The 25,763-nt window shown below is 66.5% G+C and carries 24 protein-coding genes; 16 read left to right on the plus strand and 8 right to left on the minus strand.

Going from position 1 to position 25,763, the window contains the following annotated elements:
• The 12 genes from AC1RQF_RS17085 to AC1RQF_RS17140 form a co-directional block, all read left to right on the plus strand.
• Positions 1 to 840: ABC transporter permease (locus AC1RQF_RS17085; protein WP_492872563.1), on the plus strand; the 840-nt coding region annotated here is incomplete at its 5' end.
• A 43-nt stretch (positions 841 to 883) separates the two neighbouring features.
• Entirely contained in the window at positions 884 to 1,654 is a 771-nt protein-coding gene (locus AC1RQF_RS17090) for an outer membrane lipoprotein-sorting protein (RefSeq protein WP_443111489.1), read from the plus strand.
• 2 nt (positions 1,655 to 1,656) lie between these two features.
• Complete coding sequence (locus AC1RQF_RS17095) at positions 1,657 to 2,958, plus strand: hypothetical protein (RefSeq protein WP_443111470.1); 1,302 nt, start codon at positions 1,657 to 1,659, stop codon at positions 2,956 to 2,958.
• Positions 2,959 to 2,979: 21 nt separating this feature from the next.
• Entirely contained in the window at positions 2,980 to 3,378 is a 399-nt protein-coding gene (locus AC1RQF_RS17100) for a DUF4345 domain-containing protein (protein WP_273997199.1), read from the plus strand.
• A gap of 99 nt (positions 3,379 to 3,477) precedes the next feature.
• Complete coding sequence (locus AC1RQF_RS17105; RefSeq protein WP_273997200.1) at positions 3,478 to 4,200, plus strand: 4'-phosphopantetheinyl transferase family protein; 723 nt, start codon at positions 3,478 to 3,480, stop codon at positions 4,198 to 4,200.
• A gap of 78 nt (positions 4,201 to 4,278) precedes the next feature.
• Positions 4,279 to 5,382, plus strand: a complete 1,104-nt coding sequence (locus AC1RQF_RS17110; RefSeq protein ID WP_273997201.1) for an esterase/lipase family protein — start codon at positions 4,279 to 4,281, stop codon at positions 5,380 to 5,382.
• 149 nt (positions 5,383 to 5,531) lie between these two features.
• On the plus strand, positions 5,532 to 7,856 hold the full coding sequence (locus AC1RQF_RS17115; RefSeq protein ID WP_273998287.1) for a putative bifunctional diguanylate cyclase/phosphodiesterase: 2,325 nt from the start codon (positions 5,532 to 5,534) through the stop codon (positions 7,854 to 7,856).
• A gap of 33 nt (positions 7,857 to 7,889) precedes the next feature.
• A complete protein-coding gene (locus tag AC1RQF_RS17120) occupies positions 7,890 to 8,630 on the plus strand; it encodes an iron-containing redox enzyme family protein (RefSeq protein WP_273997202.1) in 741 nt (246 codons plus the stop codon).
• Between the two features lie 400 nt (positions 8,631 to 9,030).
• Complete coding sequence (locus tag AC1RQF_RS17125; RefSeq protein WP_492872564.1) at positions 9,031 to 11,730, plus strand: type VI secretion system Vgr family protein; 2,700 nt, start codon at positions 9,031 to 9,033, stop codon at positions 11,728 to 11,730.
• A complete protein-coding gene (locus AC1RQF_RS17130; protein ID WP_492872565.1) occupies positions 11,723 to 12,721 on the plus strand; it encodes a hypothetical protein in 999 nt (332 codons plus the stop codon). The genes AC1RQF_RS17125 and AC1RQF_RS17130 overlap by 8 nt, the downstream gene beginning before the upstream one ends.
• Positions 12,696 to 13,283, plus strand: coding sequence for a hypothetical protein (locus tag AC1RQF_RS17135; RefSeq protein WP_273997204.1), 588 nt, complete (start codon positions 12,696 to 12,698; stop codon positions 13,281 to 13,283). The genes AC1RQF_RS17130 and AC1RQF_RS17135 overlap by 26 nt, the downstream gene beginning before the upstream one ends.
• Positions 13,284 to 13,703: 420 nt before the next feature.
• A complete protein-coding gene (locus AC1RQF_RS17140) occupies positions 13,704 to 14,300 on the plus strand; it encodes an MlaC/ttg2D family ABC transporter substrate-binding protein (RefSeq protein WP_273997205.1) in 597 nt (198 codons plus the stop codon).
• Positions 14,301 to 14,425: 125 nt separating this feature from the next.
• Here AC1RQF_RS17140 and AC1RQF_RS17145 read toward each other — a convergent pair whose 3' ends face one another.
• From AC1RQF_RS17145 to AC1RQF_RS17155, 3 genes are read right to left on the minus strand one after another with little or no spacing between them, the layout of a single operon-like run.
• Positions 14,426 to 15,073, minus strand: coding sequence for a response regulator (locus AC1RQF_RS17145; protein ID WP_273997206.1), 648 nt, complete (start codon positions 15,071 to 15,073; stop codon positions 14,426 to 14,428).
• Positions 15,070 to 16,473, minus strand: coding sequence for a cache domain-containing protein (locus AC1RQF_RS17150; RefSeq protein ID WP_273997207.1), 1,404 nt, complete (start codon positions 16,471 to 16,473; stop codon positions 15,070 to 15,072). Before AC1RQF_RS17150 ends, AC1RQF_RS17145 begins: the two co-directional genes overlap by 4 nt.
• Positions 16,470 to 17,888 carry an aminotransferase-like domain-containing protein gene (locus tag AC1RQF_RS17155; protein WP_492872566.1) on the minus strand — a complete coding sequence of 473 codons (1,419 nt, stop codon included), beginning with the start codon at positions 17,886 to 17,888 and terminating at the stop codon, positions 16,470 to 16,472. The genes AC1RQF_RS17150 and AC1RQF_RS17155 overlap by 4 nt, the downstream gene beginning before the upstream one ends.
• A gap of 163 nt (positions 17,889 to 18,051) precedes the next feature.
• Here AC1RQF_RS17155 and AC1RQF_RS17160 point away from each other — a divergent pair, with 163 nt between their 5' ends.
• The 3 genes from AC1RQF_RS17160 to AC1RQF_RS17170 are packed head-to-tail and all read left to right on the plus strand — an operon-like array spanning position 18,052 to position 19,781.
• Positions 18,052 to 18,789: an AzlC family ABC transporter permease gene (locus AC1RQF_RS17160; RefSeq protein WP_492872567.1), complete on the plus strand. Its 738-nt coding sequence runs from the start codon at positions 18,052 to 18,054 to the stop codon at positions 18,787 to 18,789.
• Complete coding sequence (locus AC1RQF_RS17165) at positions 18,786 to 19,118, plus strand: branched-chain amino acid transporter permease (protein WP_273997210.1); 333 nt, start codon at positions 18,786 to 18,788, stop codon at positions 19,116 to 19,118. The genes AC1RQF_RS17160 and AC1RQF_RS17165 overlap by 4 nt, the downstream gene beginning before the upstream one ends.
• Positions 19,119 to 19,151: 33 nt before the next feature.
• On the plus strand, positions 19,152 to 19,781 hold the full coding sequence (locus AC1RQF_RS17170) for a LysE family translocator (RefSeq protein ID WP_492872568.1): 630 nt from the start codon (positions 19,152 to 19,154) through the stop codon (positions 19,779 to 19,781).
• Positions 19,782 to 19,803: 22 nt separating this feature from the next.
• On the opposite strand, the gene AC1RQF_RS17175 is transcribed toward AC1RQF_RS17170, so the two are convergent.
• The 4 genes from AC1RQF_RS17175 to AC1RQF_RS17190 all read right to left on the minus strand — a co-directional run bounded on the left by AC1RQF_RS17175 (position 19,804) and on the right by AC1RQF_RS17190 (position 23,904).
• Entirely contained in the window at positions 19,804 to 21,300 is a 1,497-nt protein-coding gene (locus AC1RQF_RS17175) for an MFS transporter (RefSeq protein ID WP_492872569.1), read from the minus strand.
• A 115-nt stretch (positions 21,301 to 21,415) separates the two neighbouring features.
• Complete coding sequence (locus AC1RQF_RS17180; RefSeq protein WP_443111490.1) at positions 21,416 to 22,576, minus strand: cysteine desulfurase family protein; 1,161 nt, start codon at positions 22,574 to 22,576, stop codon at positions 21,416 to 21,418.
• 14 nt (positions 22,577 to 22,590) lie between these two features.
• Positions 22,591 to 23,355 carry a hypothetical protein gene (locus AC1RQF_RS17185; protein ID WP_273997214.1) on the minus strand — a complete coding sequence of 255 codons (765 nt, stop codon included), beginning with the start codon at positions 23,353 to 23,355 and terminating at the stop codon, positions 22,591 to 22,593.
• A gap of 207 nt (positions 23,356 to 23,562) precedes the next feature.
• On the minus strand, positions 23,563 to 23,904 hold the full coding sequence (locus AC1RQF_RS17190) for a hypothetical protein (RefSeq protein WP_492872570.1): 342 nt from the start codon (positions 23,902 to 23,904) through the stop codon (positions 23,563 to 23,565).
• A gap of 385 nt (positions 23,905 to 24,289) precedes the next feature.
• Here AC1RQF_RS17190 and AC1RQF_RS17195 point away from each other — a divergent pair, with 385 nt between their 5' ends.
• Entirely contained in the window at positions 24,290 to 24,910 is a 621-nt protein-coding gene (locus AC1RQF_RS17195) for a LysE family translocator (RefSeq protein ID WP_492872571.1), read from the plus strand.
• Between the two features lie 241 nt (positions 24,911 to 25,151).
• On the opposite strand, the gene AC1RQF_RS17200 is transcribed toward AC1RQF_RS17195, so the two are convergent.
• A complete protein-coding gene (locus tag AC1RQF_RS17200) occupies positions 25,152 to 25,697 on the minus strand; it encodes an SLOG cluster 4 domain-containing protein (RefSeq protein ID WP_492872572.1) in 546 nt (181 codons plus the stop codon).
• Positions 25,698 to 25,763 lie beyond the last annotated feature (66 nt).

Below are 25,763 nucleotides of genomic sequence, written 5' to 3' on the forward strand. Positions count from 1 at the left end.
AGCGCGGCGAGCGCGAGCGCGGCCGATGCGCCCGCCGACGTGCTCGCGCTCGCCGCCGACGAGGCGGCGGCGCAGCCCGCGCGCGCGGGCGCGACCCACCTCGAGGTGCTGGCCGCGAATGCCTACGGCGCGCCGAACGTCGGCGGCTTCACGGTGGTGAAAGCCGAGCAGCAGGGCGTGAAGGAACTCGACGACGTGTATCTGGCGCTGCACCTGGACCGCGCGCAGCGGCTCGTCTACGGCGGCGATACGCCGCGCGTGACGGCGATCGAACTGCAGCTGCGCCACAGCGCGCAGCTGCCGGCCGCGCGCGAGCGGATCGAACAGCTGCTGGGCGGCCGCTTCGAGGGGCAGCCGCTCGACCTGCTCGACTTCGCGGCGCTCAATCCGTTCTACGGCCAGACCAACCGCATGTTCTCGATGATCTTCGGGTTCGTGTTCGTGCTGATCGGCGCGATCGTGCTGTTCGTGATCAGCAACACGATGAGCACCGCGATTCTCGAACGCACCGTCGAGATCGGCACCTTGCGCGCGATGGGCGTGCGGCGCGGCGGGATCCAGGCGCTGTTCGTTTGCGAGGGCGCGCTGCTCGGCGTGGTGGGCGCGTCGCTCGGCGTGCTGGCGGCGCTGGCGCTCGCGTCCGCGATCAACCACAGCGGGCTTGCCTGGACCCCGCCCGCGCGCATCGATTCGGTCGCGCTCACGGTGCGGGTGTGGGGCGAGTGGCGCCTGATCGCGCTGACCTTCGTCGGGCTCGCGTGCGTCGCGGGGCTGTCCGCGTGGCTGCCGGCGCGCCATGCGGCGCGGCTGTCGATCGTCGACGCGCTGCGCTATGTGTGAGGACATTCGGATGAATACAACTGGGAGGTGGCGCGTGCGTCGGATGCTGGTGACGGGATGGATCGGCCTGTGCATGGCGGTGGGCGGCGCGTACGCGCAGACGCCGCCCGATCCGCAGAAGCTGCTGGCGGCGAGCGATGCGATCCGCACGCCGACCCGCTCGTTCGTGCTGACCGCATCGCTGACCGAGTACCGGGGCGGCAAGCAGGTCGACGGCAACACGCTGTCGATCTATTCGAAGCCGGACGCGCCGGGCGGCGCGTTCCGCACACTGGTGCGCTTTGTCGCGCCCGCGCGCGACACCGGCAAGCTGATGCTGAAGAACGGCAACGATCTGTGGTTCTACGACCCGGCCAACCAGGCGAGCATCCGCATCTCGCCGGACCAGCGCCTGCTCGGCCAGGCCGCGAACGGCGACGTGGTGACGGTCAATCTCGCGCACGACTACCAGGCCGAGCTGAAGGGCGAGGAAGACGTGACCGACGGCGATCGCCAGCCGCGTCATACGTACAAGCTGTCGCTGTCCGGCAAGGCGGCGGGCCTCACCTACCATCGCATCGAGATGTGGCTCGACGCGACCAGCAGCCGGCCCGTGAAGGCGAAGTTCTATTCGGAGAGCGAGCGGCTGCTGAAGACCGCCTACTACCGGCGCTACACGATGGAACTGGGCGTCGAGAGGCCGACCGAGACCGTCATCATCGACGGGCTCGACACGGCCTGGGTCACGGTGATGCGCTTTTCCGGCTACCAGTGGCAGGACATCCCGGATGCCTGGCTGCAGCGCGACTACCTGCCCCGCTTCCAGGCGCAATGAGGGTGGAGCGGGGCGGGTGGCGAAACGGCTCGCTCGCGTTGGCCGTTGCGTGGGCGTTGGCGTTGGCGCTGCCGGGTGGCGCGCGCGCGGCCGGGACGGACGATCCGGCCGCGGCCGCGCTCGACCTCGCCGACGCGACGCCCGTCACAGCGCCTGAAACCGCGCGTCCGTGGAAGTTCAGCGTGCAGGATGCAGTGCGCTACAGCGACTATCGCGACGCGGGCGCGTCGTGGCGCAACCAGCTGTCGCTCGAATTCCAGCTCGATCAGGCGCTGACGCCGTCATTCGCCGCGCATTTCTCGATGCGCTTCGACCGTTTCGATCCGTTGTCGACGGATGCGGCGTCGCATCGCGACGTGATGCTGGTGAAGGAAGCTTATGCGAGCTGGCGCGCGTCGCCGTACCTGATGATCGATGCGGGCCGGATCAACGAACGGGTCGGCGCGGCACTCGGCTACAACCCGACGGATTTCTTCAAGGCGGGCGCGGTCAGCCTCGACGTGCCGCCCGATCCCGACAGCCGGCATACCAACCGGCTCGGCACGGTCGCCGCGCGGGTGCAGCGGGTGTGGGACACCGGCTCGGTCGCGCTGATGCTGTCGCCGCGGCTCGCGAGCCGCAGCTTGCCCGGCGATCCGACGGCCGGCTCGGACCTGCAGCGCACCAACGGCGTCGATCGCTGGATGCTGGTCAGCAGCCAGCGCCTGAGCGATACGGTGCAGCCGCAGTGGGTGGTGTATGGTGAGAGCGGCCAATCGCCGCAATTCGGCCAGAATCTCAGCCTCCTGCTCGGCAACGCGGTGGTCGCGTATGGCGAGTGGGCGGGCGGCTACCGTCCGTCGCTGATCGGCCGCGCGACGGGCAGCAACGTCGACCGCGCGTTTCGAACGAGTTCGGCGTTCGGTGCGACCTGGACGCTGCCGATCGATCTGTCGCTGACGGCCGAGTTCCAGAGCAACAGCGGCGGCGCATCGGCGGGTGAATGGCGCGCGCTGCAGGCGGGCAATCCGCTCGCCTGGGGCGCGGCGGTGCGGACCTCGGTCGCCGCGCAGGAACTGCCGACCCGTCACGGGGTGTTCGCGATGGCGGTGTGGCGCAACGTCGGGGTCCGCCGGCTCGACCTGTCGGGCTTCGTGCAGGCCGATCTCGGCGCGGGGCGGCAATACTGGCTGGAATTGCGGCGGCGCTTCGACCGCTTCGACGTTGCCGTACAGTACCTGCGGCAGACCGGGCCGGCGTGGAGCCGCTTCGGTGCGATGCCGGAGTCGGGCAGCGTGCAGGTGCTGGGCATTTTTTATCGATAACGAAACGAAGGCTGACATTCCATGAGCAAACGCGCGCTGCAAGTCGCCACCGCGATCCTCGCGGCCGTTCCCACCATCACCGGCGTGCTGGGCATGCTGGGCGTCAACGATCCGCTCTATGCCTCGCTGGGCGTGCAGGTGCCCGCCGACGCGACGCTCGACAGCAACCTGCGCTTCTACGCCGGGGTGTGGCTGGGCCTCGGGCTCGCGGCTTTCTCGGTGATCCCCTCGATCGAACGGCAAGGCGCGTTGTTCCGTACCCTGTGGATCATGATCTTCATCGGCGGGATCGGCCGCCTGATCTCGCTCGCCGCGCTCGGGGCGCCGTTCCCGCCGTTCATCGGGTTCACCGCGCTCGAAATCCTCGGCGCGCCGCTGTTCATCGCGTGGCAGCGCAAGGTCGCGGCGGGCGCGGGCTGATCGCACGCCCTCGGAAGAGTCCGGTCGTCATTCAAACAATTGGCTCTACTGAGTAAGTAATCGATGTGTATTTGGCGGTAACAGAAATGGCAGGAAGTAATGAGTGAATGGGGTTTTACCGTGGCGCGCCCGTCGGCCGCCTTGATGCAGCGCGCGCTGGACGGCGAGGTACAGATCTGGCGTGCGCGTCTCGACGAGGCAGGCTCGTACCTGAAGCTCGACTGCCTGTCGATCAGCGAACGCGAGCGGGCGGCGCGGCTGCGGTGGCGCGCGCATCGCGAGCTGTTCATGTTTGCCCGAGGGATGCTGCGCGTGGTGCTCGGCGCGTATCTCGACGTCGATCCGGCGCGGCTCGTGTTCGACGTCGAGGCGGGCGGCAAGCCGGTGCTGTTCGGTCGCGAGCTGCAATTCAACGTGAGCCATGCGGCGGGCGGCGTGCTGCTGGCCATCGGCGGCCGGCAGCGGGTGGGCTGCGACCTGGAGTCGATGCAGCGTCGCATCGACCTCGACGCGCTCGCCGAGACCGCGCTGGTCGGTGCGGAGCGCGACGGTTTCGCCAGGATGCCGGCGGCGGCGCGCAAGGGCTGGCTGTTGCAGATGTGGACGCGCAAGGAGGCGGTGTTGAAGGCTCAGGGCATCGGTATTGCCCGCGATCGGCGCGAGCTGACGCTCGCGTGGCCGGTCGCGGCGACGCGCGGCGCGTGCGACGACCGGACGGGCCGCTGGACGGTCGCGGACATCGCGCTGGGACCGACCTGGCGGGCGGCGGTCGCGACCGAGCAGGCGGGTGCCGTGCTGCGGGGCTATTGCCTCGGCTGGTAAGCGCGGCGCAGGGAGGGCGGCGCGGCGCACGCGTCGGAATGCAACGCAATACGGACACCAAGAGGAAACCTGTCATCCATGTCGAAATTTTCCGGCGACCTGCCATTCCGACGCTGGGTCGCGCGCCGCTGCCGCGCCGTATTGGCCGCGGGCGCGACCGTACTCGCCGCGGCATCGTTCGCGCTCGCGCCCGTCGGCGGGGCGCGCGCGGCGCCGCCCGTCGACAACTACGCGGCGACCCGCTATCCGATCATCCTGGTGCACGGGCTCACCGGCACCGACGACTACCTCGGCGTGCTGCCTTACTGGTACGGCATGCAGCAGGATCTCGAACGGCACGGCGCGACGGTGTACGTGGCCAACCTGTCCGGTTTCCAGAGCGACCTGGGGCCGAACGGACGCGGCGAGCAGCTGCTCGCGTACGTGAAGCGGGTGCTGGCGCTCACCGGCGCGTCGAAGGTCAATCTGATCGGCCATAGCCAGGGCGGGCTGACCGCGCGCTACGTCGCGACCGTCGCGCCTGCGCAGGTCGCCTCGGTCACGACCATCGCGACCCCGCATCGCGGCTCCCAATTCGCCGACTTCGTGCTGGCCGCGTTGCGGCTCGACCCGACCGGATTGTCGACGCCGGTATTCGGCGCGCTGCTGAACGTGTTCGGGATTCTGACCAGCAGCTCGCACAACACGAACCAGGATGCGATCGCGGCCCTGCGCGCGCTCAGTACGGACGACGCGACGGGCTTCAACCAGCTGTTGCCGAGCGCGGGGCTGGGGCGCGCGGGCGCCTGCGCGACCGGCGCGGGCAGCGAGAGCGTCGCGGGCAACCGCCACCTGCTGTATTCGTGGACGGGCAGCGCGTATCAACCGGTGTCGCTGCTCGGTCTCGTCACGGGCGCGGTCGACACGAGCGTGATCCCGCTCATCGATCCGGCCAACGTGCTCGACCCGTCGACCCTCGTGTTCCTGATGGCCGGCAACATCATGGCCTTGCAGCACGCGGGCCCGAACGACGGCTTCACGTCGGTGTGCAGCTCGCTGTACGGCACCGTGGTGTCGACCGGCTACAAGTGGAACCACTTCGATGCGATCAACCAGCTGCTCGGCGTGCGCGGCGCGTACGCGGCCGATCCCGTCGCGGTGATGCGGACCCATGCGAATCGCCTGAAACTGCAAGGCACTTGACGGACGGGCCCCACGCCGCTCCGGCCTGGGGCCATTGTGGACGAAGGAAGAACGTGACTTCGAGCAAGCGCGATCAGGCGGACCACCGCCGTGGGGGGCGCGGCGCCGCGCGGCTGCGGCCCGCGCGTGACATCTGGCCGATCCTGCTGATGGTGACGGTGCTGGTGTGTGTCGTGATCATCACCCTCGCGGTGGTGTCGTTTCTGCGGGTGTACATCGGCGGCGAGAGCGCCTGGTCGAAATCGCAGAAGGACGCCGTGATCTATTTGAGCCGCTATGCGGAAACCGGCGACCCCGAGGCCTACCGCCGCTACGAGACGGCGATCGGCAAGCCCTATCTGCTCGGGCTCGCGCGCGCCGCGCTGCAACGGGATCCGCCCGATCGCGGGGCCGCGCGCCGCGCGATCGTCGCGAGCGGCATCGAGCCGAGCGACGCGGCCGCGGCGGTCTGGCTGTTTCCCGCGCTGAGCTGGGTCACCAAGGTCGACTACGCGCTGCGCTGCTGGACCCAGGCCGATCTCGAACTGGCCGAGCTGGGCACGATCGCGCACGAACTGCGCGATCTCGTGCAGCGCGGCAATCTCGGCGATCCGCGCATCAGGCAGCTCGAATACCGGATCTGGGATATCAACGAGCGCGTGTCGGGGCTGCCCGATCACTTTTCCAGCTCGCTGAGCGCGGAATTCCGGTCGAGCGTCGCGCTGCTGCTCGCCTGCTATGTCGCGGCGTCGCTGTTCCTGATGTACCTGACGCTCGTGTGGGCGCGCCGGCTCGCGCTGCAGCGCCTGTCGATTCAGACCGCGCTCGAACGCAGCGAGGCGCGTGCGGAGGCGGCGCTGAGCGCGGTGGCCGAGGCGGTGATCACGATCAGCGTCGCGAAGCAGATCGACTCGATCAACAAGGCCGCCGAGCAGCTGCTCGGCCACGCGTCCGCCGACTGTGCGGGCGCGCCGATGGCGGCGATGCTGATGCTGCTCGACAGGGAGACGGGCGCGGTGATCGACGTGGTCGACGAGTACCGGCAGAACGGCACGCGCGAGCCGGTGCGGCGCAAGGCGCATCTGCTGCGCCGGGACAACGCGAAGATCGTCGTGCAGACGCTGATCTCCGAGATGGGCGACGACGCGCGCGGCCACGTCGGCTACGTGCTGATCCTGCGCAACATGACGAGGGAGCAGCAGTTCCTCGAAAGCCTCGCGTGGCAGGCGACGCACGATGTGTTGACGGGGCTCGTGAATCGCGTCGAGTTCGAGCGGCGGCTGGAAACGACGCTGTTCGAGCCGGCCCGCGACGGCGCGACGCTGCTGATGCTCGATCTCGATCGTTTCAAGGAAGTGAACGACACCTGCGGCCATGCGGCCGGCGATGCGATGCTGCGCGAAGTGACGCAGCGCTTTCGCAACTGCCTCGACGACGACGACGTGCTCGCGCGGCTCGGCGGCGACGAGTTTGGCGTGTTGCTGCCGGGCGGCGCGGGCGCGTGGCCGTCGAAGAACAAGGCCGAGCGCCTGCGCCGCAGCCTGGAGGATTTCGTGTTCAGCTGGGAGGGCGAGCGGTTCCGCGTGAGCGTCAGCATCGGCATGCTGGAGCTTGAGCGCGCGCCGCACAGCCTCGAAGAAGCGGTGAAGCTCGCCGACATCGCGTGCTACATCGCGAAGGAGCGCGGCCGCAACCGGATCCAGCTCGCGGACCCGAGCGACCTGCAGCAGGCGCGCCACGTCGGCGACGTGCAGTGGAGCCGGCGCATCAAGACCGCGCTCGAAGCGGACGGCTTCCGGCTGTACGTCCAGCCGATCGTCGGGACCGATGCGTCGGGCGCGGTGCCCGAGCGGGCGGAACTGCTGCTGCGCATGGTGGGCGACGCGGGGCATGACGTGTCGCCCGCGGCCTTCCTGCCGGCGGCCGAGCGATATGGATTGATGGGGCTCATCGATCGCTGGGTGATCCGCACCGTGTTCCGCAAGCTGGGCGCGCTCGCCGCGCGCGAGTATCGCGAATACAACGTGAACCTGTCGGGTGCGTCGATTTCCGACGAACGGTTTCTCGAATTCGTCGTGACGGAATTGCTTGCGTCGGGGCTCGATCCGAAAGCGGTCTGCTTCGAGATCACCGAGACGATCGCGGTGAAGAATCTCGATCTCGCGTCGCGCTTCATCAACGAATTGCGCGCGGTGGGCTGCCGCTTCGCGCTCGATGATTTCGGTGCGGGGATGTCCTCGTTCCTGTACCTGCGCAACCTGCCGATCGATTACCTGAAGATCGACGGCGAGTTCGTGTCGAACATGCTGTCGGACCGGGTCAGCTACGGCGTCGTCAGCGCGATCAACGAAGTCGCGCACTCGATGCGCTGCGGCACGGTGGCCGAGCATGTGGAATCGGCGGCCGAACTGCGGGTGCTGCGCGAGCTGGGGATCGATTTCTACCAGGGTTACTACTTTGCGAAGCCGTCGCCGTGGCGCGAGGGCGGGTATTGACGTGAACACGTGAAGTCATACAAGGAGAGGAACGTGCACATTCCATTCGAAAGAGAGGGCGACCTGATGGATATCGCCAGCTATCCGCATTGGTTGGAGGACATGGTGGGCGAGGTGCGTGAGGCGCGCGACCGCGTGCGCTTCCACGAGGTGTTTACGTTGATGCGCGACGGCCGGCTCGGCGACGAGCAGGTGCGCGCGTTCTTCGTGAATGGCTGGCCGGTGGTCGAGCAGTTTCCGAAGTACATGTCGATGAACCTGTTGAAGGCGAACGGCGAGCAGTCGCCGGGCGAGGAGAAGGCGCGCCGCTATCTGATCCGCAATATCCGGGTCGAGCTGAACCATGTCGAGTACTGGGCGGATTGGGCGCAGGCGTGCGGCATCGAGCGGCGCGTGCTCAGCGACGGCGAGAGCCCGCCGGCGGCGCTCGCGTTGAGCCACTGGTGCTGGAAGAGCAGCAGCGTGGACTCGCTCGCGGCAAGCATCGCGGCGACCAATTACGCGATCGAGGGCGTGACGGGGGAATGGAGCGCGGATCTGTGCCGGTCGGAGGCGTACGAGCAACTGTTCGGCGCGGAGGTGCGCGGCCGCGCGATGCGCTGGCTGCGGCTGCATTCGAGCTATGACGACAAGCATCCGTGGGAGGCGCTGGATATCGTGGCGACGCTGCTTGGGCACGCGCCGAGCGCCGAGCAGGTGCGGGATGTCGCGGCAGGGGTGGAGCGGAGCTTCAGGTATTTCGAGATGAGCTTGGGCTGCTGTTTGGAGGGGTGAGGGGCTGGGTGGTTGAGTGGTTCTGGATGGGTGGCTTTTTGGGAGGTGCCGTCTCGAAAAGTATCCTTGCAAGGATGCGTTCCGCATGCGTTTCGATGGAAGCGTAGAAGGGGGGCGGAGTGCATCGCCGCGTATTCAGGCCGGATGACCGGCTGATCGATGGATGCGAGATCGCGGGGCCCATTTCCTGCATTTTTCCCGCGTTGGGTGGAATGGTTACTGCTGTTTGTGTGGTCGGCTTTAAGGATTGTTTGGGTTTTCGTGACGACTCCGCCGCATAGCCATCCTAAGTTCACGCAGAATCTCGTTCATCGATTGCGATCGTTTGTACAATCCGGCATGTGGGCCGGACAGCAATTTCTGTCGGCGATTATCTTAAATAGAACGAAAGGTATGCCCGATGGATGCGCACCAGCTGATGCTGAGCATCAGGAGTGGCCTGATCCAGCAAGACCGACTGTTGCGGCTGGATACACCGCTGCCGGCGAACACGTTCGTTCCCAGGCGCGCGTTGGCGGTCTCGGCACTCGGCCGTGATTTCAGCTGGACCCTCGATGTCGTGTCCGGGGCGGGCGACGTCGAACTGAAGAAGCTGATCGCGCAGCCCGTCACCGCATGGCTGCAGCAGGCCGACAAATCCTACCGCCCGTTCAACGGCTACGTGCACACCGCCCGCCGCCTGGGCGCGGACGGCGGCCTGACGAGCTATCAGCTGGTGTTCGCGTCGTGGCTGCACTTCCTGCGTTTCCGACGCGACGAGCGCATCTGGCAGGACCGTCCCGCCGACGCGATCATTGCCGACGTCTTCAACGAACACCCCCAGGCCCGGGGGCACTTCCAGTTCGCGCTGTCGAAGCCGCTGCCGTCGCGCTCCTACTGCCGCCAAAGCGAAACCGACTGGAACTTCGTGCACCGCCTGCTCGAAGCGGAGGGCCTGTACGGCTTCTGGCGTCACGCCGACGACGGCAAGTCGCATACGTTCGTCATCACCGACACGCCGCAGTCGCTCGATGCGATGACGCCGGACACGATCCGCTTCCACCGCGCCGATCTCGGCAGCGAGCGCGACGCGCTCACGCAGTGGGCCGGCTCGCGCACGCTGCAAAGCACCGCGTTCGCGTCGCGCACGTTCGACTACAAGCAGCCGTCGACGCCGCACAACCCGAAAGGCACGTCGCTGCCGACCAAGGCGAACCAGGGCGAGCTGCCGGGGCAGACCGAGGTCTACGAATACACGGGTGCGTATACCTACGGCCCGCAGACGAACGGCGACCGGCTGTCGGCGATCCGGCTCGAAGAATGGGAATCGCGCGCGAAGCGTTTCCACGGCGTGGGCGGCGTGCGCGGCGCGGACGCGGGCCGCCGTTTCCATCTCGCCGGGCATCCGGAGCACGACCGCGACGCGGCCGAGCAGCGCGAGTTCGTGATCATCGGGATCACGCGCGTGATCGAGAACAACCTGCCGCTCGGCGGCGGGGAGACGAACTTCCCGCACAGCCTCGCGGGCGTGATCGCCGAGGCGCGCGCGACGGGCGCATCCGCCGCGGCGAGCGTGCCGCACGCGGGCGATGGCGCGCAAGGGTTCTACCACGTCGAGATCGAGGCGCAGCGCGCGTCGGTGCCGTACCGCAGCGCGTTCGAGCATGCGAAGCCCGAGATGCACCTGGAGACGGCGATCGTGGTGGGGCCGAAGGGCGAGGAGGTGTATACCGACGACCTGAACCGTCACAAGGTGCAGTTCGTGTGGGACCGCCTGAACGCGGGCGACGAGCGCGCGTCGTGCTGGCTGCGCGCGGCGTTCTCGGACAGCGGCGCGGGCTACGGCGCGGTGCATCCGCTGCGGGTGGGCGAGGAGGTGATCGTCGACTACGTGGGCGGCGACTGCGATCGGCCGCTGATTACCGCGCGGGTTTACAACGGGGCGGTGAAGCCGCAGTGGCATTCGAACGGGATCCTGTCGGGCTACCGCACGAAGGAATACGCGGGCAGCGGCTACAACCAGATGGTGTTCGACGATGCGACGGGCCAGAACCGCGCGCAGTTGTTCAGCAGCCAGGGCAATACGCACCTGCATCTGGGCTACCTGATCCAGCAGGACGGGAATGCGCGCGGGCCGTTCCTCGGGCAGGGCTTCGACCTGCGTACGGACGCCTACGGCGCGGTGCGCGCGGGCAGCGGCCTGTACGTGACGACCTATCCGAAATCGGCGGCGAGCCAGCCGTTCGACGCGAGCGACACGCATCGTCAATTGGGCAACGCGCAGCAGTTGCTCGACGCGCTGTCTAACGCGAGCGCGACTCATCACGCGGAGAGTTTGAGCGAAGGGCGCGCGGCGCTGGGCGCGCTGACCGACGTGACGCGCGACACGAAGCCGGGCGGCGCGACGGGCGGGCGCACGGCGGGCGGCGGGACGGGCTCGGCGGCGGCGTTCAAGGAGCCGGCGATGCTGTTCGGGAGCCCGGCGGGGATCGGGCTGTCGACGCAGCAGAGCACGCAGATCAGCGCGGACCAGCACATCAACGTGGTGAGCGGACACAGCACGCACGTGGCGGCGGGGAAGTCGCTGATCGCGAGCGTGACGGAGAAGCTGAGCCTGTTCGCGCAGAACGCGGGGATGAAGCTGTTCGCGGGCAAGGGCAAGGTGGAGATCCAGGCGCACTCGGACAACATCGACCTGACGGCGCAGAAGACGGTGAAGATCCTGTCGGCGACGGAGACGATCGAGGTGGCCTCGCCGAAGGAGGTGCTGCTGACCTCGGGCGGCGCGTACGTGCGCATCGCGGGCGGCAACATCGAGATCCACGCGCCGGGCAAGATCGACATCAAGGGCGCGACGCACAGCTTTGACGGGCCAACCGCGCAAGGTTACGTGCCACCTAGCCTACCTCATGCCAGTGGCGTTCAGCGTTATCACGAACAGTTCCATTTGGTCGACGACGATGGAGAGACGGTATTGCCACACACTCGCTACGAGGTCGAGAGCGAGTCGGGACAGGTGTGGAGCGGCTTCAGCGATGCAAACGGATTGACCGAGCATATCCACACCGATCAACCGGAGTCACTTTCCCTGACGGTGTATAAGGAGATCGAGTATGACTGAGACGAAGAAGCATAAAACCGTGAAGCGTCATGTGAAGCATGCGTCGACAACTGGAACCGATCAAAATTCATTGGTGAAAGCCATCGTGAAGAACGACACTGGAGAGTGGGTTCGCCCCATGACAGGAAATAAGTTCTACATCGACGAGGCGGCACGATTTCCTGCGATTACATTCGAGATCAAGACAGATGCTGCGCCACCTTATGAATGGAAATGGATGATTGTATGGGATGCTCAGGTGAGTTCGTTGCGTGAATCGGAAAAGCGTGGAAGGAAGGTCAGGTCGTTCTCAGAGACTGGCTCATTCACAAGCAATGACACGATCTGGGAAGCAGGGCTGAACGAGAGGATCATTGGTGGCAAGCTATCCGTTGAAGTCAAGGCAGGGGCAGCCGAGTTCCGACGAACGGTGTTCATTCTGGGGAAAAACCCGTCAAAGGATGACGTTCTGACGTACCTCAAGGCAATTCCAAATACAGTGGGTTTCGAACTTATCCTTGAGAAGGAGAGTCGATTCAAAAACTTCATCAATGCAGATAGTGAACCAGTGGTCGCTGGCGATGAAGGCTATGGGATGACCCAAATGACGAATCCTGCGCCAAGTTACGAGCAGGTTTGGAACTGGAAAGAGAACATCAAGGCAGGCGCGTCGCTTTATCAGCAGAAACAAAGAGAAGCTATCAATGGCTTCAAAGGTCTGCCCTATACGGACGACCAGCTAAAACGCGAGACCTTTGCCAGATGGAACGGTGGTAGTTATTACGAAGCAAACAAGACCACAGGACAACTTGAACGTCGGGATGTGTTGTGTGACACGCAGACAGGTAACATTGGATGGAGCATGAAGGATCCCAAGAACGCTGGGAAAACCGAGGCCGAACTTCACGATCGAGATCTCGAACAGTACAAGAAAATGGATAAAGGTCAGGATAAAGAGCATCGTTGGATGTATTCAGGAATCTGTTATGTCGATCACATCTTTGGTAACTAAGTTTTTTGCCTGTATCGCGGCGATCGCGATGGCGGCAAGCGTCTTTGCGGACACGGAGGCACCAACCTCGGTACATCTCTCGAATGGACGCGAGTTGCAGCAGGATGGTAAGCGAATAGTTGAAGTGGACGGCGCACGCCATCGGACAAGCGCCGTGCAATTACCAACGACGCTTCGCCGGGCAGTGACTTCGGCATCGAGTATCGGGTTTCCTTCGGCGACATCAAAAGTGCTTGAGGGGAAGGAGTTCGTTTTGGTTGTGGTGAACCAGTCGTCGAGCAACCACCCTATGGGCTTCTGCGGTGCTGGAGAGGAAGGCACGCTGTACGCGCTTCAGATCAAGGACAGCGTCGCAGTATCAGCGTACTCGATGGTGGTGCAAAGTTGTTTGCATAGCGTGTCTCTCGACACCGACGTAAACAATCGATCACCATATCTTGCGATCGAGTGGCTCGACGATTCCGCCGGCTTCAAGATCTCTTGGACCAACATCGACGACTCCGGCCCTGCGACCCGTGAGTATCGGTACAACGGGAATACGTTCGTCGAGAATCGACGATAACGAACATCCGGAGAAATACAACTGTCGATGGCTTTGATCATGAGAGTGCGTACTAGCAGGGACGAGTAACGCGATGACGTTCACGAAATATACGATCACGAAGAGCGCTCGGACGGTGGATTGAGGGATGCATGGAGCATCGCCATCAGTGTATTTTCGCGCTTGCCGTTGTGATTGTGGTTGCATGTACCTGACCTGACCTGACCTGACCTGACCTGACCTGTCGACTGTGCGACTACGACGTCGCCCCCTTCGACATCCCCTCCGCCGGAACCCCCACCAGCCCACATCGCCCCTACCCCTAACCCCTTGACCCCCCTCCCCGCCCCAATCCACGCGAAGCCCCGCCGCGATTCGGTGTAAAATCCACGAACTCTTTGATAAATAAAGAGAATTTTTCCATCTCTTGGCTCTATACGCATGAAACGTCATCTGATTGCTTTTCTCGCCACGGCGGTGGTGTCCGTGTCGGCTTTCGCGCAGTCCACGCCGGTCGAGATCGTGAAGAACGCGGTCGAAGGCACCGTGAACGCGATGAAGACGGACCCCGGCGCGCGCAGCGGCGACATGGCGAAGATCACGCAGGTGGTGGAAGCGCGCTTCCTGCCGGCGACGAACTTCGAGCGCACCACGCGCATCGCGGTCGGTGACGCCTGGAAGCAGGCGACGCCGCAACAGCAGCAGGAGCTGTACAAGCAGTTCAAGATCCTGATGACGCGCACCTACGCGGCATCGCTCGCGCAGCTCGGCAGCCAGGACGCGAAGTTCTCGTTCCGCGCGGGCGGCGCAGGCGGCGCCGACGCGCTCGTGCAGTCGACGGTGACCACCCCGGGCGACAGCCAGAACGTCGGCTACCGGCTCGGCAAGGTCGACGGCGACTGGAGGATCTACGACATCGACATGTCGGGCGCGTGGCTGATCCAGGTCTACCAGGGGCAGTTCAAGAGCCAGCTCGCGCAGGGCGGCATCGATGGCCTGATCGCGTTCCTGACCAAGCACAACGCACGCGTGAACTAACGCGCGAATACCCCAGGACGCAAGAGGCCGGGCGACATGTCGCCCGGCCTCTTTTCATTTCCCGCTGCGTTGCAGCGCGCGCCCCGCGATGCACCACACCCGCACCCGTCCGAGACCCCCACGCCTCAACGCCGCCGGTGCTCGACCGCGAACTTGATCAGTTCCGCCTGCCCCTCGATGCCGAGCTTGCGTTTCAGGTTCAGCCGATGCGTCTCGACCGTGCGCACGGACAAGCCGTTCTGCAGCGCGATCTGCTTGCTGGACAGCCCCTCGGCGAGCGCATCGAGAATGTCGCGCTCGCGCGGCGTCAGCCGTTCGAGCGGAGGCGCCGATGCGTTGGCCTGGATCATCCGCGCGGCGAGCCCTTCGCTGAAGAAAGTCTGTCCGGCCAGCACCGCGCCGATCGCGCGCACGATCTCGCTCGCGGGCGAATCCTTGAGCAGATAACCGCTCGCGCCCGCGCGCACCGCCTGCGTCACATACTCGATGTTGTCGTGCATCGACAGCATCAGCACCCGGATCGCCGGAAAGCGTTCGTGGAAAACGCCCGCGAGCGTGATGCCGTTCATGCCGGCCATGCCGACATCCATCAGCGTCAGGTCGGGTTCGAGCGCATCGGCGAGCGTGAGCGCCTCGTCGGCGTTGCCGGCCTCGCCGACCACGCTGAGCCCGGGCGCGGCTTCGAGCCGCATCCTCAGGCCGTCGCGCACGAGCGGATGGTCGTCGACCAGCAGCAGGCGGGCGGCGCGGGCGGAGGAGGACGGAGCATTCATCGGGCAATTCCTGGTTGGGCGGTGGGGGCGGCGAGCGGCACGCGCGCGGCGATCACCGTATGGCCGAGCTGCGAACTGATCCTGAGCGTGCCGCCCAGCGCGTCGAGCCGTTCGCGCATGTTGCGCAGGCCGACGCCGCCGCGCGCGTCGGCGAGCACGAGGTCGGCGTCGAAGCCGCTGCCGTTATCCGAGATCGACAACGTGACGGCGCGCGTGGAGGCGTCGAGCGTGACGGTCGCGTGCGACGCATGCGCGTGGCGGATGATGTTGGTCAGCGCTTCTTGTGCGATCCGGAACAGCGCGGTCTTGACGGACGCCGGCAGCGGCGGCGCATCGGCCTGCGCGCGCTGCGAGAAGCTCAACTCGACGTCCGCTTCGCCGCCCAGCTCGCGCACGAGCTGGTCGAGCGCGGCCGCGAGGCCGAGGTCGTCGAGCATCGACGGCCGCAGCGCATGCGAGATCCGCCGCACTTCGCGCAGCGTATCGCCGAGCCGCGCGACGCCTTTCCCGAGCGCGGCCTCCGCCTCGGGCTGTCGCGCGGGGCCGTGTTCGAAGCGCGCGAGCGCCGATTCCAGCATGAGCTTCGCGGACACCATCATCTGGCTGATGCCGTCGTGCAGTTCGCGCGACAGCCGCGCGCGCTCGTGCTCCTGCGATTCGACCACCTGCTGCGCGAGCCGCTTGAGCTTGGCGTCGGTGCTGCGCGATTCGCTGACGTTCAGCACCAGCGCGCACAGCGCGATCACGCCCGCGCCCGCGAGCGCGATCGCGCTGATCCACGTCATCGTGCGCTCGATGTTCGCCGACGCGCGCTGATCGATGCGGTTGAGCGCGGTGTCGACGTCGTCGAGGTAGATCCCCGTGCCGAGCATCCAGCCCCAGCGGTCGAGCGCGACCACGTAGCCGAGCTTCGGCGCGAGGCGGCCGGTCGACGGGCGTTGCCAGAGGTAGCGCACGTAGCCGCCGCCATGCGACGCGGCGGCGGTCAGCTGCTGGATCGTCAGCACGCCCTGCGGGTCGCGCAGTCCCCAGAAGTTGTGCCCGACCCGTTCGGGCTCGCGCGGGTGCATCAGCGAATTGCCGTGCAGGTCGTAGACGAAGAAGTAGCCGTCCGGGCCGAAGTCCATCTTGCGCAGCATCGCGAGCGCCTGCATGCGCAGCATCGCATCGTCGCGCGCGTTGTCGCGGCCGGCTTCGTAGAGCGGTTCGATCGCGCTGGTCGCCAGCTCGACGTAATGGCGCAGCTCGACTTCCTTGCTCGACATATAGGCGGTCTGGATCGTCGCATGCTGGGTGCGCGCGAGCGCGGTCGCCTGCTGGCGCACGCCGAAGCCGATGCCCGCGATCGCGAGCAGGAACGGCACGATCGCGAGCAGGAAGATCTTGGCCTTCAGTTTCACGCGGCGTCTCCGCCGGCATGGCCGACCGCGGCGACGAAGGCGCGCGCGCGCGGATCCTGCAGATGCGCGAGATTGAGCCGCACCCAGGGCGTCGCCGCGCCGTCCGGCCGGTGTTCGCTGCCCGGCGCGAGCCGCAGGCCGTGCGCGCGTGCGGCTTCGGCGAGGCGGGCCGAATCGTCGACGCCCGGCGCGCGCGCCCAGGCGAACAGTCCGCCCGCCGGCGGCTCGTAGAGGGTCCAGCCGGCTCCGCCCAGCAGCGCGGCCGCCTGCGTGAGCGCCTCGCCCGCGCGGCGGCGCAGCCGCTCCAGATGCTTGCGATGCGCGCCACGTTCGAGCAGCGTCGCGATCACGCGTTCGGCGAGCCGCGAGCCGCCCATGCTGGTGAGCGCCTTCACGTCGACCAGCGCCTTGACGAGATCCGCGCGCGCAGCGAGATAGCCGAGCCGCAGCGAGGCCGACAGCGTCTTCGAGAATCCGCCGATGTAGATCACGCGATCGAGCTGGTCGAGCGCGGCGAGCCGCTGGGTCGGCAGGGTCTGGAAATCGGCGTAGACGTCGTCCTCGACCAGCATGAAGTCGTGCTGCTGCGCGAGTTGCAGCACCCGGAACGCGACGGGCGGCATCAGGTTCGTCGCGGTCGGGTTGTGCAGCGCCGAGTGGACGAAGAATGCGACGGGGCGATGGTGCGCGAGCGCGGCGTCGAGGGCGTCGGTGTCGGGGCCGTTCGCGCGGCGCGGGATGCCGATCACGCGGATGCCTTGCAGCTTGAGCAGGCCGAACAGATTGAAATAGCCGGGATCCTCGACGAACACCGTATCGCCCGACTTCAGCAGCAGCCGGACCACGAGGTCGAGCGCGTGCGTCGCGCTGTGGGTGACGAGCACCTGCTGCGCGGTCGTGTCGATGCCGAGCGGAACGAGGCGGTGCGCGATCAGCGCGCGCAGTTGGGCGTCGCCCTGCGGCGGTGCGTAGTCGATCAGGCTCGCGGGTTCGGCGCGCGCGATCTGGCGCACCGTCTGCGCGATGCCTTCGAGATCGCGCCAGGGGGCCGGCACGAAGCCGCTCGACAGCGCGGCGCCCGCATCGGCCGCCGCATCGAACTGGCTCAGGATGTGACCGGATGCGACCTCGACCGCGCGCGGATCGGTGCTGCCCACGGCGCGGTCGCGGCCGTCGGCGCGGCTCGTCACGTAATAGCCCGAACCGTGCTTCGGCTGGATCAAGCCGCGCGACGCGAGACGGTCGTAGGCCTCGATCACCGGAAAGCGGCTGATCTGCTGCTCGGCCGCGAGCTGGCGGATCGACGGCAGCTTGACGCCCGCGCGCAGATGGCGCGAACGGATCAGATCCTCGATCTGGCTCGCCAGCTGATCGGTCAGCGGCGCGCTGTCGGTGGTGTCGAGCGCAAGCTTCATCGGGTCTCCGGTGCCGAAGTGTTCGGCGAAATGGGCTGAACAGTTTCTAGTGATTGTTCGGTACTGTTCATTCCGCCGTCGGCATTCTAGCGGAATAATGGCCGCCAGCCCGTCGTGCGGCCCGCCGCGCGCCTCGTCCTCATCCTGCCCGAGCGGAGCCCGTGTGACCCCTGTCGAATCCTCCCGCGCGGCCGCGCCGGATCAGCCGTCGCATGCGTGTTATGCACGCGCGCTGCGGCTGTCCCTGCCGGTCGCGACCGCCTATGTGCCGCTCGGGCTCGCCTTCGGCGTGTTCGCGGTGACGAGCGGCGTGCATTGGTATTGGGCGCCGTTGTCCGCGCTGCTGATCTTCGCGGGCTCGATCGAGTTTCTCGCGATCGGGCTGATGGTGTCCGGCATGCCGCTCGCGCAGGTTGCGCTGACCGCGCTGGTCGTCAATTTCCGCCATGTGTTCTACGGCCTGTCGTTTCCGCTCGACCGGCTGCGCACGCGCGCGCAGCGCGCCTACGGCGTGTTCGCGCTGACCGACGAAATCTATGCGATCACCGCGGCTGGCGAAGGCGCGGCGCTCGACGGCCCCGAAATCACCGCGCTGCAGCTCGCGAGCCACGCATGGTGGGTCGCGGGCGCCGCCGCCGGCGCGCTCGTCGGGCTCGCGTTGCCGGGCGGCCTGCGGGGCTTCGGTTTCGCGCTGACGGGGATGTTCGCGCTGCTCGCGGTGGACGCGATCCGCGCGAACGGCACCCGCGCGCGGCTGGGCGCGGCGGGCGCCGCGTGCGTGGCCGCGTTCGCGAGCGAGCGCTGGCTTCATGAGCACTCGTTCCTGATCACCGGGCTGCTCGTCTACCTCGGGCTCGTGACGGCGGGCTACCTGTTCGGGCGGCGCGCATCGTGGGCATGACGAGCGACTGGCGCGCGCTGGCCGTGATCGCGACGATCTCGGCGGTGACGATCGCGTTGCGTATCGCGCCGTTCGCGCTGCTGCGGCGCGGCGCGGGGGAGGGCTACCTGCGGTATCTGCGCGATGCGATGCCGCCGGGCGTGATGCTGCTGCTGGTCGCGTATACGCTGCGCGATCTCGATCCGACCCGCTACCCGTACGGGTTGCCGGAGCTGGTCGCGCTCGCCTTGTCGCTGGGACTGTACTGGCGCACCGGGCGCGCGCTGCTGTCGATCGGCGTGGGGCTCGGGTGTCATCTGGTGTTCGTGAACGGGGTGGGTGTCGGCTGAACCCGTGAGCGTGTCGTTGCGAGGATGGGTTGAATGAATGATGTGTCCGGTTTCGGCGCGGCGCTCGCCGTTTACCTGATCGGTACCGCGAGCCCCGGCCCGGGCAATCTCGCGATCGCCGACGCGGCCCTCAACCATGGCCGCGCGCGCGGGATCGCGCTCGCGGCCGGCGTGATCAGCGGCTCGCTGTGCTGGGCGGTGATGGCGGCCGCAGGGGTGTCGGCGCTGCTGGTCGCCGTGCCGGGCCGGCTCGCGACCCTGAAGCTCGCGGGCGCCGGGTATCTGCTCTGGCTCGCGTGGCGGACCTGCCGCACGACATGGGGGCCGCCGCCCGCGTCCGCCGAGGCCGCCGCGCGCATGGACGGCGGCGGCGCGCGTTTCTATCTGCGCGGGCTCGGCATCCACCTGACCAACCCGAAGGCGGTGCTGAACTGGCTGGCGGTCACGACCATCGGGCTCGGCGCGGCCGCGGCGCCGTGGCGCACGTTCGCGCTCGTCGCCAGCTGCTGCGCGCTCGGCTTCGGCATCTTCATGGGCTATGCGCTGCTGTTCTCCTCGCGCCGGGCCGCGCCCGCATTGGCGCGCGCGCGCCGGCCGTTCGGCGTGGCGTGCGCTTGCGTATACGGTGCGCTCGCGGCAGGCATCCTGTTGTCGTTGACGTAGCGTCTCGCTCCAGAACGGCGGATCAGCGGAGGCCCGGCTTCTCCACGGCAGGTTGCTTCGCGACCTGGCCGCTTCGGTCGACGACGCCCGGTCGCGCCGGATTACCCGTCCGCTCGCGCACGCGGCGTCCGGGCGCATGCAGCAACGCCACGACAAGCTCGAGCAACGCCAGCGCCGCGAGGATCAGGATGAAGCTTGTCTTGCCCTCGGTCACGAGGATCCAGCCGCCGATGGCGGGAAATCCAAATATGCCGATGAAATAGGCGGCCACGAACCAGGTCAGCGCCGCGTGGCGATCTTCGAGACGGGAGTCGTTGATCGCCCAGGTCTGTATCACGGGATAAACCAGCCCGTAGCCGATTCCGGTCGAGATGGCCGCCGCGACCTGGAAGGCGGGGTGCACGGGCATGCCGAGCATGGCCAGCACGCCGACGATCAGGAACGACATCAGGACCACGACCAGCGGAATGCGCGGCATTGCCGACAGACGCCGGGCCAGCACCAGCCGGGAGACGATCACCGTCACCGCATGCACGGCGAAGAAGGTCCCTGCGTTCGCGCGGGTGCCTTCGACCAGCGATCCCTGGAACGACATCATGCCGGAGAAGACGCATCCGCCGAGCCCCACCATCACGACAGGACGGATCGCGCTGCCCGCGGCGATCCGGGTGATTTTTCTTACCCAAGGTCGAAGCGATGCTTCACGCCGGCCGCGCGGTTCCCGAACGCCAAAGGTCAGCAGCAGCCCCGACGCGATGATTCCCGCTGCCCCCACCGCCAGGAAAATTGTCCGGATGGGCAGCCCGATCTGTTGGATCGCCGCCGTGAGGAGCACGGGGCTGCCGCAGATTCCGGCCATTTGAAACGCGCTGAAGCGGGTAAACCACAAACCTCGATCGGTGTCCGTGACGCGTTCCGACAAAGCCATCGGCCCGCTGATATAGAACATGCCCCAACCCAGGCCGATCAGGAACGCGGCCGCGCGCGTCACGTCGGCCCGTTCGCCGGCGAGACCGCCAAAAATAAAATAGCCGCACGACATCGCCAGCGCCGCGAGCGATGCAAGGCGCGAGGCCTCGTATCGTCCGGCAAACCATCCGACCAGCGGCACGCCGATCAATGTGCCTGTCAGCGCCACGCCCAAGGTCGCGCCCGTATCGATGTCGCTGCCGCCCCGCGCGCGGAAATAGGCGGAAATCAGGAAGGTCGCGCCGTAACCGGCGGCCGTGAGCATGGTTCCGAAGAGCAGAAAGGGGGCCGATGTCGTTCGCATGAGTAGGGTGTGCCAGGGTGCGAGGGGGCCGTCGGGCGATCTCGTTTCGATCGCCCGCATGCCGTGAAATGCGCCGTTCAGCGAGGCGGCGCGCCGGAACGACCTCGCCGCGGCTCGCGCGGGCCTCCCGATCGGGAGGTCGAACCCGTCGCCGGAATCCGGCGGCGACGGAACGGGCCATGATGCGATGCGCGTCGAACGCGGCGACGCTATATGCCGCCGGGGCCGTCCGTTACGCCGCGTCATCCGGATCCGGACGCCGATGCGGTCGGGTCCGGTCGACAGCCGCAGGCCGCCTGAAACCTGGAACCTGCTCCGGCGGGAGACCGGCGCGCCTGCTTTTGTCGGGACGGACCTGGAATCATTTCGGCACCATCGCCCTCAGCTTGTTGACGGCTTCGCTCAACCGGCGGCCGACGTAGCGGATTTCCGCTTCGGTGTTGAACCGCCCCAGGCCGAAGCGCACGCTCGCCTGAGCCAGCGCATCGCCGACGCCGATCGCCTTGAGGACATGCGAGGGCGCCGCATTGGCCGACGTGCATGCCGAGCCCGACGACAGCGCGACCTCGTCGGACAGCTCCAGCAAGAGCGAATCCGCGTCGATGCCTTCGAACGATACGTTCAGCAGGCCCGGAAGACATTCGACGACGTCGCCGTTGATCCGGATGTCGGCGATGTTCTCGACGATGTACGCGCGCAGCAGATCCCGCAGATGACGGAGTTGCGTCGCCTCGGCAGCCAGGTTCCGGCAGGACAGTTCGACGGCGCGTCCGAAGCCTGCGATGCCCGGTACGTTGAGGGTTCCCGAGCGCAAGCCCCGCTCGTGCCCGCCGCCGACGATGAGCGGATCGAGCCTGATGTGAGGGTCGAGCGAATTGACGTAAAGCGCTCCCACGCCCTTCGGCCCATATATCTTGTGCCCGGAAAACGATGCGAGGCCGATGTTCATCCGCTGGACGTCGATCTCCACCTTGCCGAGGGCCTGCGTGGCGTCCGTATGGAAGGGAATGCCGCGCGCCTTGCAGATCGCGCCGATTTCCGCGATTTTCTGCAGGGAGCCGATCTCGTTGTTGGCGGCCATGATCGAGACGAGATAGGTATCGTCTCGGATGGCGCGCGCGATCGCGTCAGGAGAGACGATGCCGTTGCCCTGCGGGGCGAGATAGGTCACTTCGGCGCCCGTCGACTGGAGCCTGCCGCAGGAATCGAGAACCGCCTTGTGCTCGATCATGGACGTGATGACATGCCCTTTCCCGTCGCGGCTCTTGAGGCCCCCGATGGCGAGATTGATCGATTCGGTGGCGCCGGACGTGAAGATCACATCCGATGGACCGGCCGCGTTGATCGACGCGGCGATCGTTTTCCGCGCATCGTCGACGGCCGCCATCGCCTTCCAGCCAAACTCGTGGCTGTTGCTGGCCGCGTTGCCGTAGGCGCTGGTCAGATAGGGCATCATGTAATCGAGCACGTCGGGATCCAACGCGGTGGTCGCGTTGTTGTCCATGTATATCGGTTGCGCCATGTCTTGCATGATGTTCACCCTTGAAGAGCGGAATGCGTTGCTTGTTCTTCCGCGTGCGCGAGCGCATCGACCTTGACCAGATCGCCGCGGCTCACTTCGCCGTCCGCATTCACCATATTGAGCCGGATCGCGGTCGAGACGCCGAGCATGTGGCTGAGCTGCAAGCCGCGCACGTAGGCGAGACCTCTCGACCATGCGCTGTCCTCGAAGTACACCTCGAGAACGGCATCCCGGCCCGTGTTGTCTCCCGCCGCTTTCTCGAAGTATTCCTTCGTAATCGCCGCGCACGTCAGCTTTTGCGTGGGCTCGTCGCCGGCCGCGCCGCATGTCGCCGGTTTGCTGTCGGCCGAGGATCGGGACACCATCCGCCGCGATACGGCTTCCGGTATGTCGCCGGCGGCGAGGATGTGAACGATGTGCTGCCGGGCGGAGTCTTCGTGGATCGCATGTATTTCGCCGAGCGGAATCTGGTGCTTCTCGGCCAGAGGCTGGAACACCTGCATGATCGACGGGTGAAGATGGCTCAGGCGTGGGTTTCGCTTCTGGGAGTTGGACAGCTTCTCCGCAAGAAACTGGAGGCGAAATATCCCGCGATGATCGAACGCCACGGATAGCCTCGGCAACCGTCCGTGCTGATCCCGGCTGCGCTCGGCGAACTGCAGCGCCGCATCGAATGCCTTCAACTGCGGCTCGACAACGATCGAGCCTTCATGGTCGATGAAGACCCGTGAATTGCCCGCTAGTATGCTTACGCTCGTTTCCAGTTGATTGACTGTCATCAATGCCCCTTGAGGGTTCACGAAAGATCGGATTGATGCCGGGGGACGATTTCATCCAGGCGCCCGGAGCGCCGTTGTCGATCGCCACGCCCGTCTTTTGCCGCGTTGATCCTGACGGATGGTTGACTTGCATGAATCTATCGGCCTCACGCTGAGGAGCGTTTTTTGCATGACGATGTAAATCGTCACGGAGTCCTGATTAGGGTGTCAGCTTCGCGGGATCGCTGGCTTTTCAGGGCGTCCCACCGGCTTGCCGTTCATGTCGTCCATGGTCAAGGGGCGCAAAGCCGGATGCGCTCCCTTGATGAGCCGGTGAATCAGGCTCCCGTCGTATTCCCTCCCCGCGCTCCTGTTTCGAGCATGCTGTCGTGAGCCGCGATCGTCCAAGCAATCCGCATCGAGATTGGTCGGCTGACGCGCAAGCAACAGCGTTGGAAAGCCGGGGTTCCGATATCGAGCCCGCCCGGCCTGGTTGTGCCATGTCACCGCCCGGCCGGAGGCGATCGCCGGGCCGGAGCAATGGGTGTCTCCTTGACGTCGTTGTTCCATCTGCCGATGGGTTCTAAGTGCGTCTTTGTTGAGTGATTCGCAATGACGAGAAACCGGGTGACGCGATGCTCGTGTCTTGTCGTGAGATTGCCGAGAATCGCTTTCTACTATGAGTCATAAGCTATCCACAATTTGATATAAAGATAACTGCCAGAAATGGCAGGGAGCCCGGCGGACGTGTCGCGTGCGAGGCCGAGCGGTGATGCCGAGCAAAGGTCGCGCACTCGGGGGCGGCATCGACGCCCCGCACCGATGGCAGGATGGCCGACGCATCGCGAATACCGGGGCCGAATGGGGAGGGGCGGCGGGCAGGGCGCGAGGCATCCGGATTAAGATGCAGGGTTCCGCCTGATCCTCTTTCCTGTTGATTCGAAGGTGTTTCCCGATGAGCTATGTTCCGCAACTCGCCGCCGTTGCCGGCGTCATGCTGCTGGCCTGCGCCAGCCCCGGTCCCGACATGATCTCGGTGACCTCGCACGCGCTCGCGGGACGCCGCCCCGGCGTGCACGCGGCGCTCGGGATCGCGACCTCGCACGCGCTGTGGGCGACCCTCGCGGTATTCGGGCTCGGGCTGATCCTGACGGAACTCGCCTGGCTGTATGGCGCGATCCGGATCGCGGGCGCCGCCTACCTCGTCTATCTCGGCGTCAAGACGCTCATGGGGCTGCGCAAGCCGTCGGCGCGGCTCGACACGGGCGCGCCGACGGTGCGCGGCGGCCCACATGCGTATCGGCGCGGGGTGCTCGTGGGGCTCACCAATCCGAAGGCCGTCGCGTTCTTCGGCAGCCTGTTCGTGACGCTGCTGCCCGCGCACGCGCCGGGCTGGGTGCACGGCGCGACGGTGGCGCTCGTGGCGACGGTGTCGGTCAGCTGGTTCAGCGCGATGGCCGTGATCTTCTCGACCGCGCGCGTGCAGCGCGGGTATGCGCGCCTGCGCAAGCCGATCGATGCGGTGATGGGGGCCTTGTTGATCGCGCTCGGGGCGAGGCTCGCGATGGCGCGATGAGGGCGGGAGGGCCCACCGCCTTTGCCGCGCGCGCCGCGTTGCAGGACAGCCCGCCTTCGGCGGGCATTTTTATGCCTGGGGACGCGGACCTTGCTTGCCATCTTTGGATGGTGAGTGATCGCTTCGCTTGCCCGGCCGAGTGCCGGCCCGATAGAGCAGGAACGGCATAGGGTGCGGCGCAGCACGTCGTTATCCCGGTGCAGCCGAGCGCTATATGTGAGTACACACTGACATTTGCATCTCAGCGCGCGGCCAACGTGGACGGGGTTCGGGTGTGTGCCAGAACGAAGCGATAAACCTCTTCCAGCTGCGTACCGATCAAGGTTCCCGCCGGCACGGCCGCAAACGCAGTGTGAGGGCCCACACACATCAACGGCTTACCGAAGCGCACGGCGAGCCGGATCTCGTCGAGCGTGCCGCGGCTGCCCGGCAGCGCGATCACGACGTCGCTCGTCAGGATGTTCACGTAGTTGCGGTTCAGCGCCGTATCGGGCGAGTCCGCCTCCTTGCGAGGCAGCGGCGTGAGGAGCGGCAGGTCGATGTATGGATTCGGATAGCCCGCGCACGGCGCGAACCCTCTCACGGGATCAGGCTCGGTCGGCACTACGCCGATCGAACGCCCGGTGCGCCCCGGCGTCAACGCGAATGCGCGGGCGCAGCACAGCATCACCCCGCGTCCCGCGCCCGTCAGCAGATCATGACCTTGCTGCGCAATCCACGCGCCAAGCGGCGCGGCCAGTTCGGGCCATTCGGTCGTGCCCGAGCCCATGACGCCAATGATGGCCATGTCGAGTTCCGTGAAGCAGGTTGAGGGAGCCAGCAGACGGCGCGCGGATTATACAAGGGGCGGATC

The organism is Burkholderia sp. GW821-FHT14F03 (assembly GCF_058803765.1).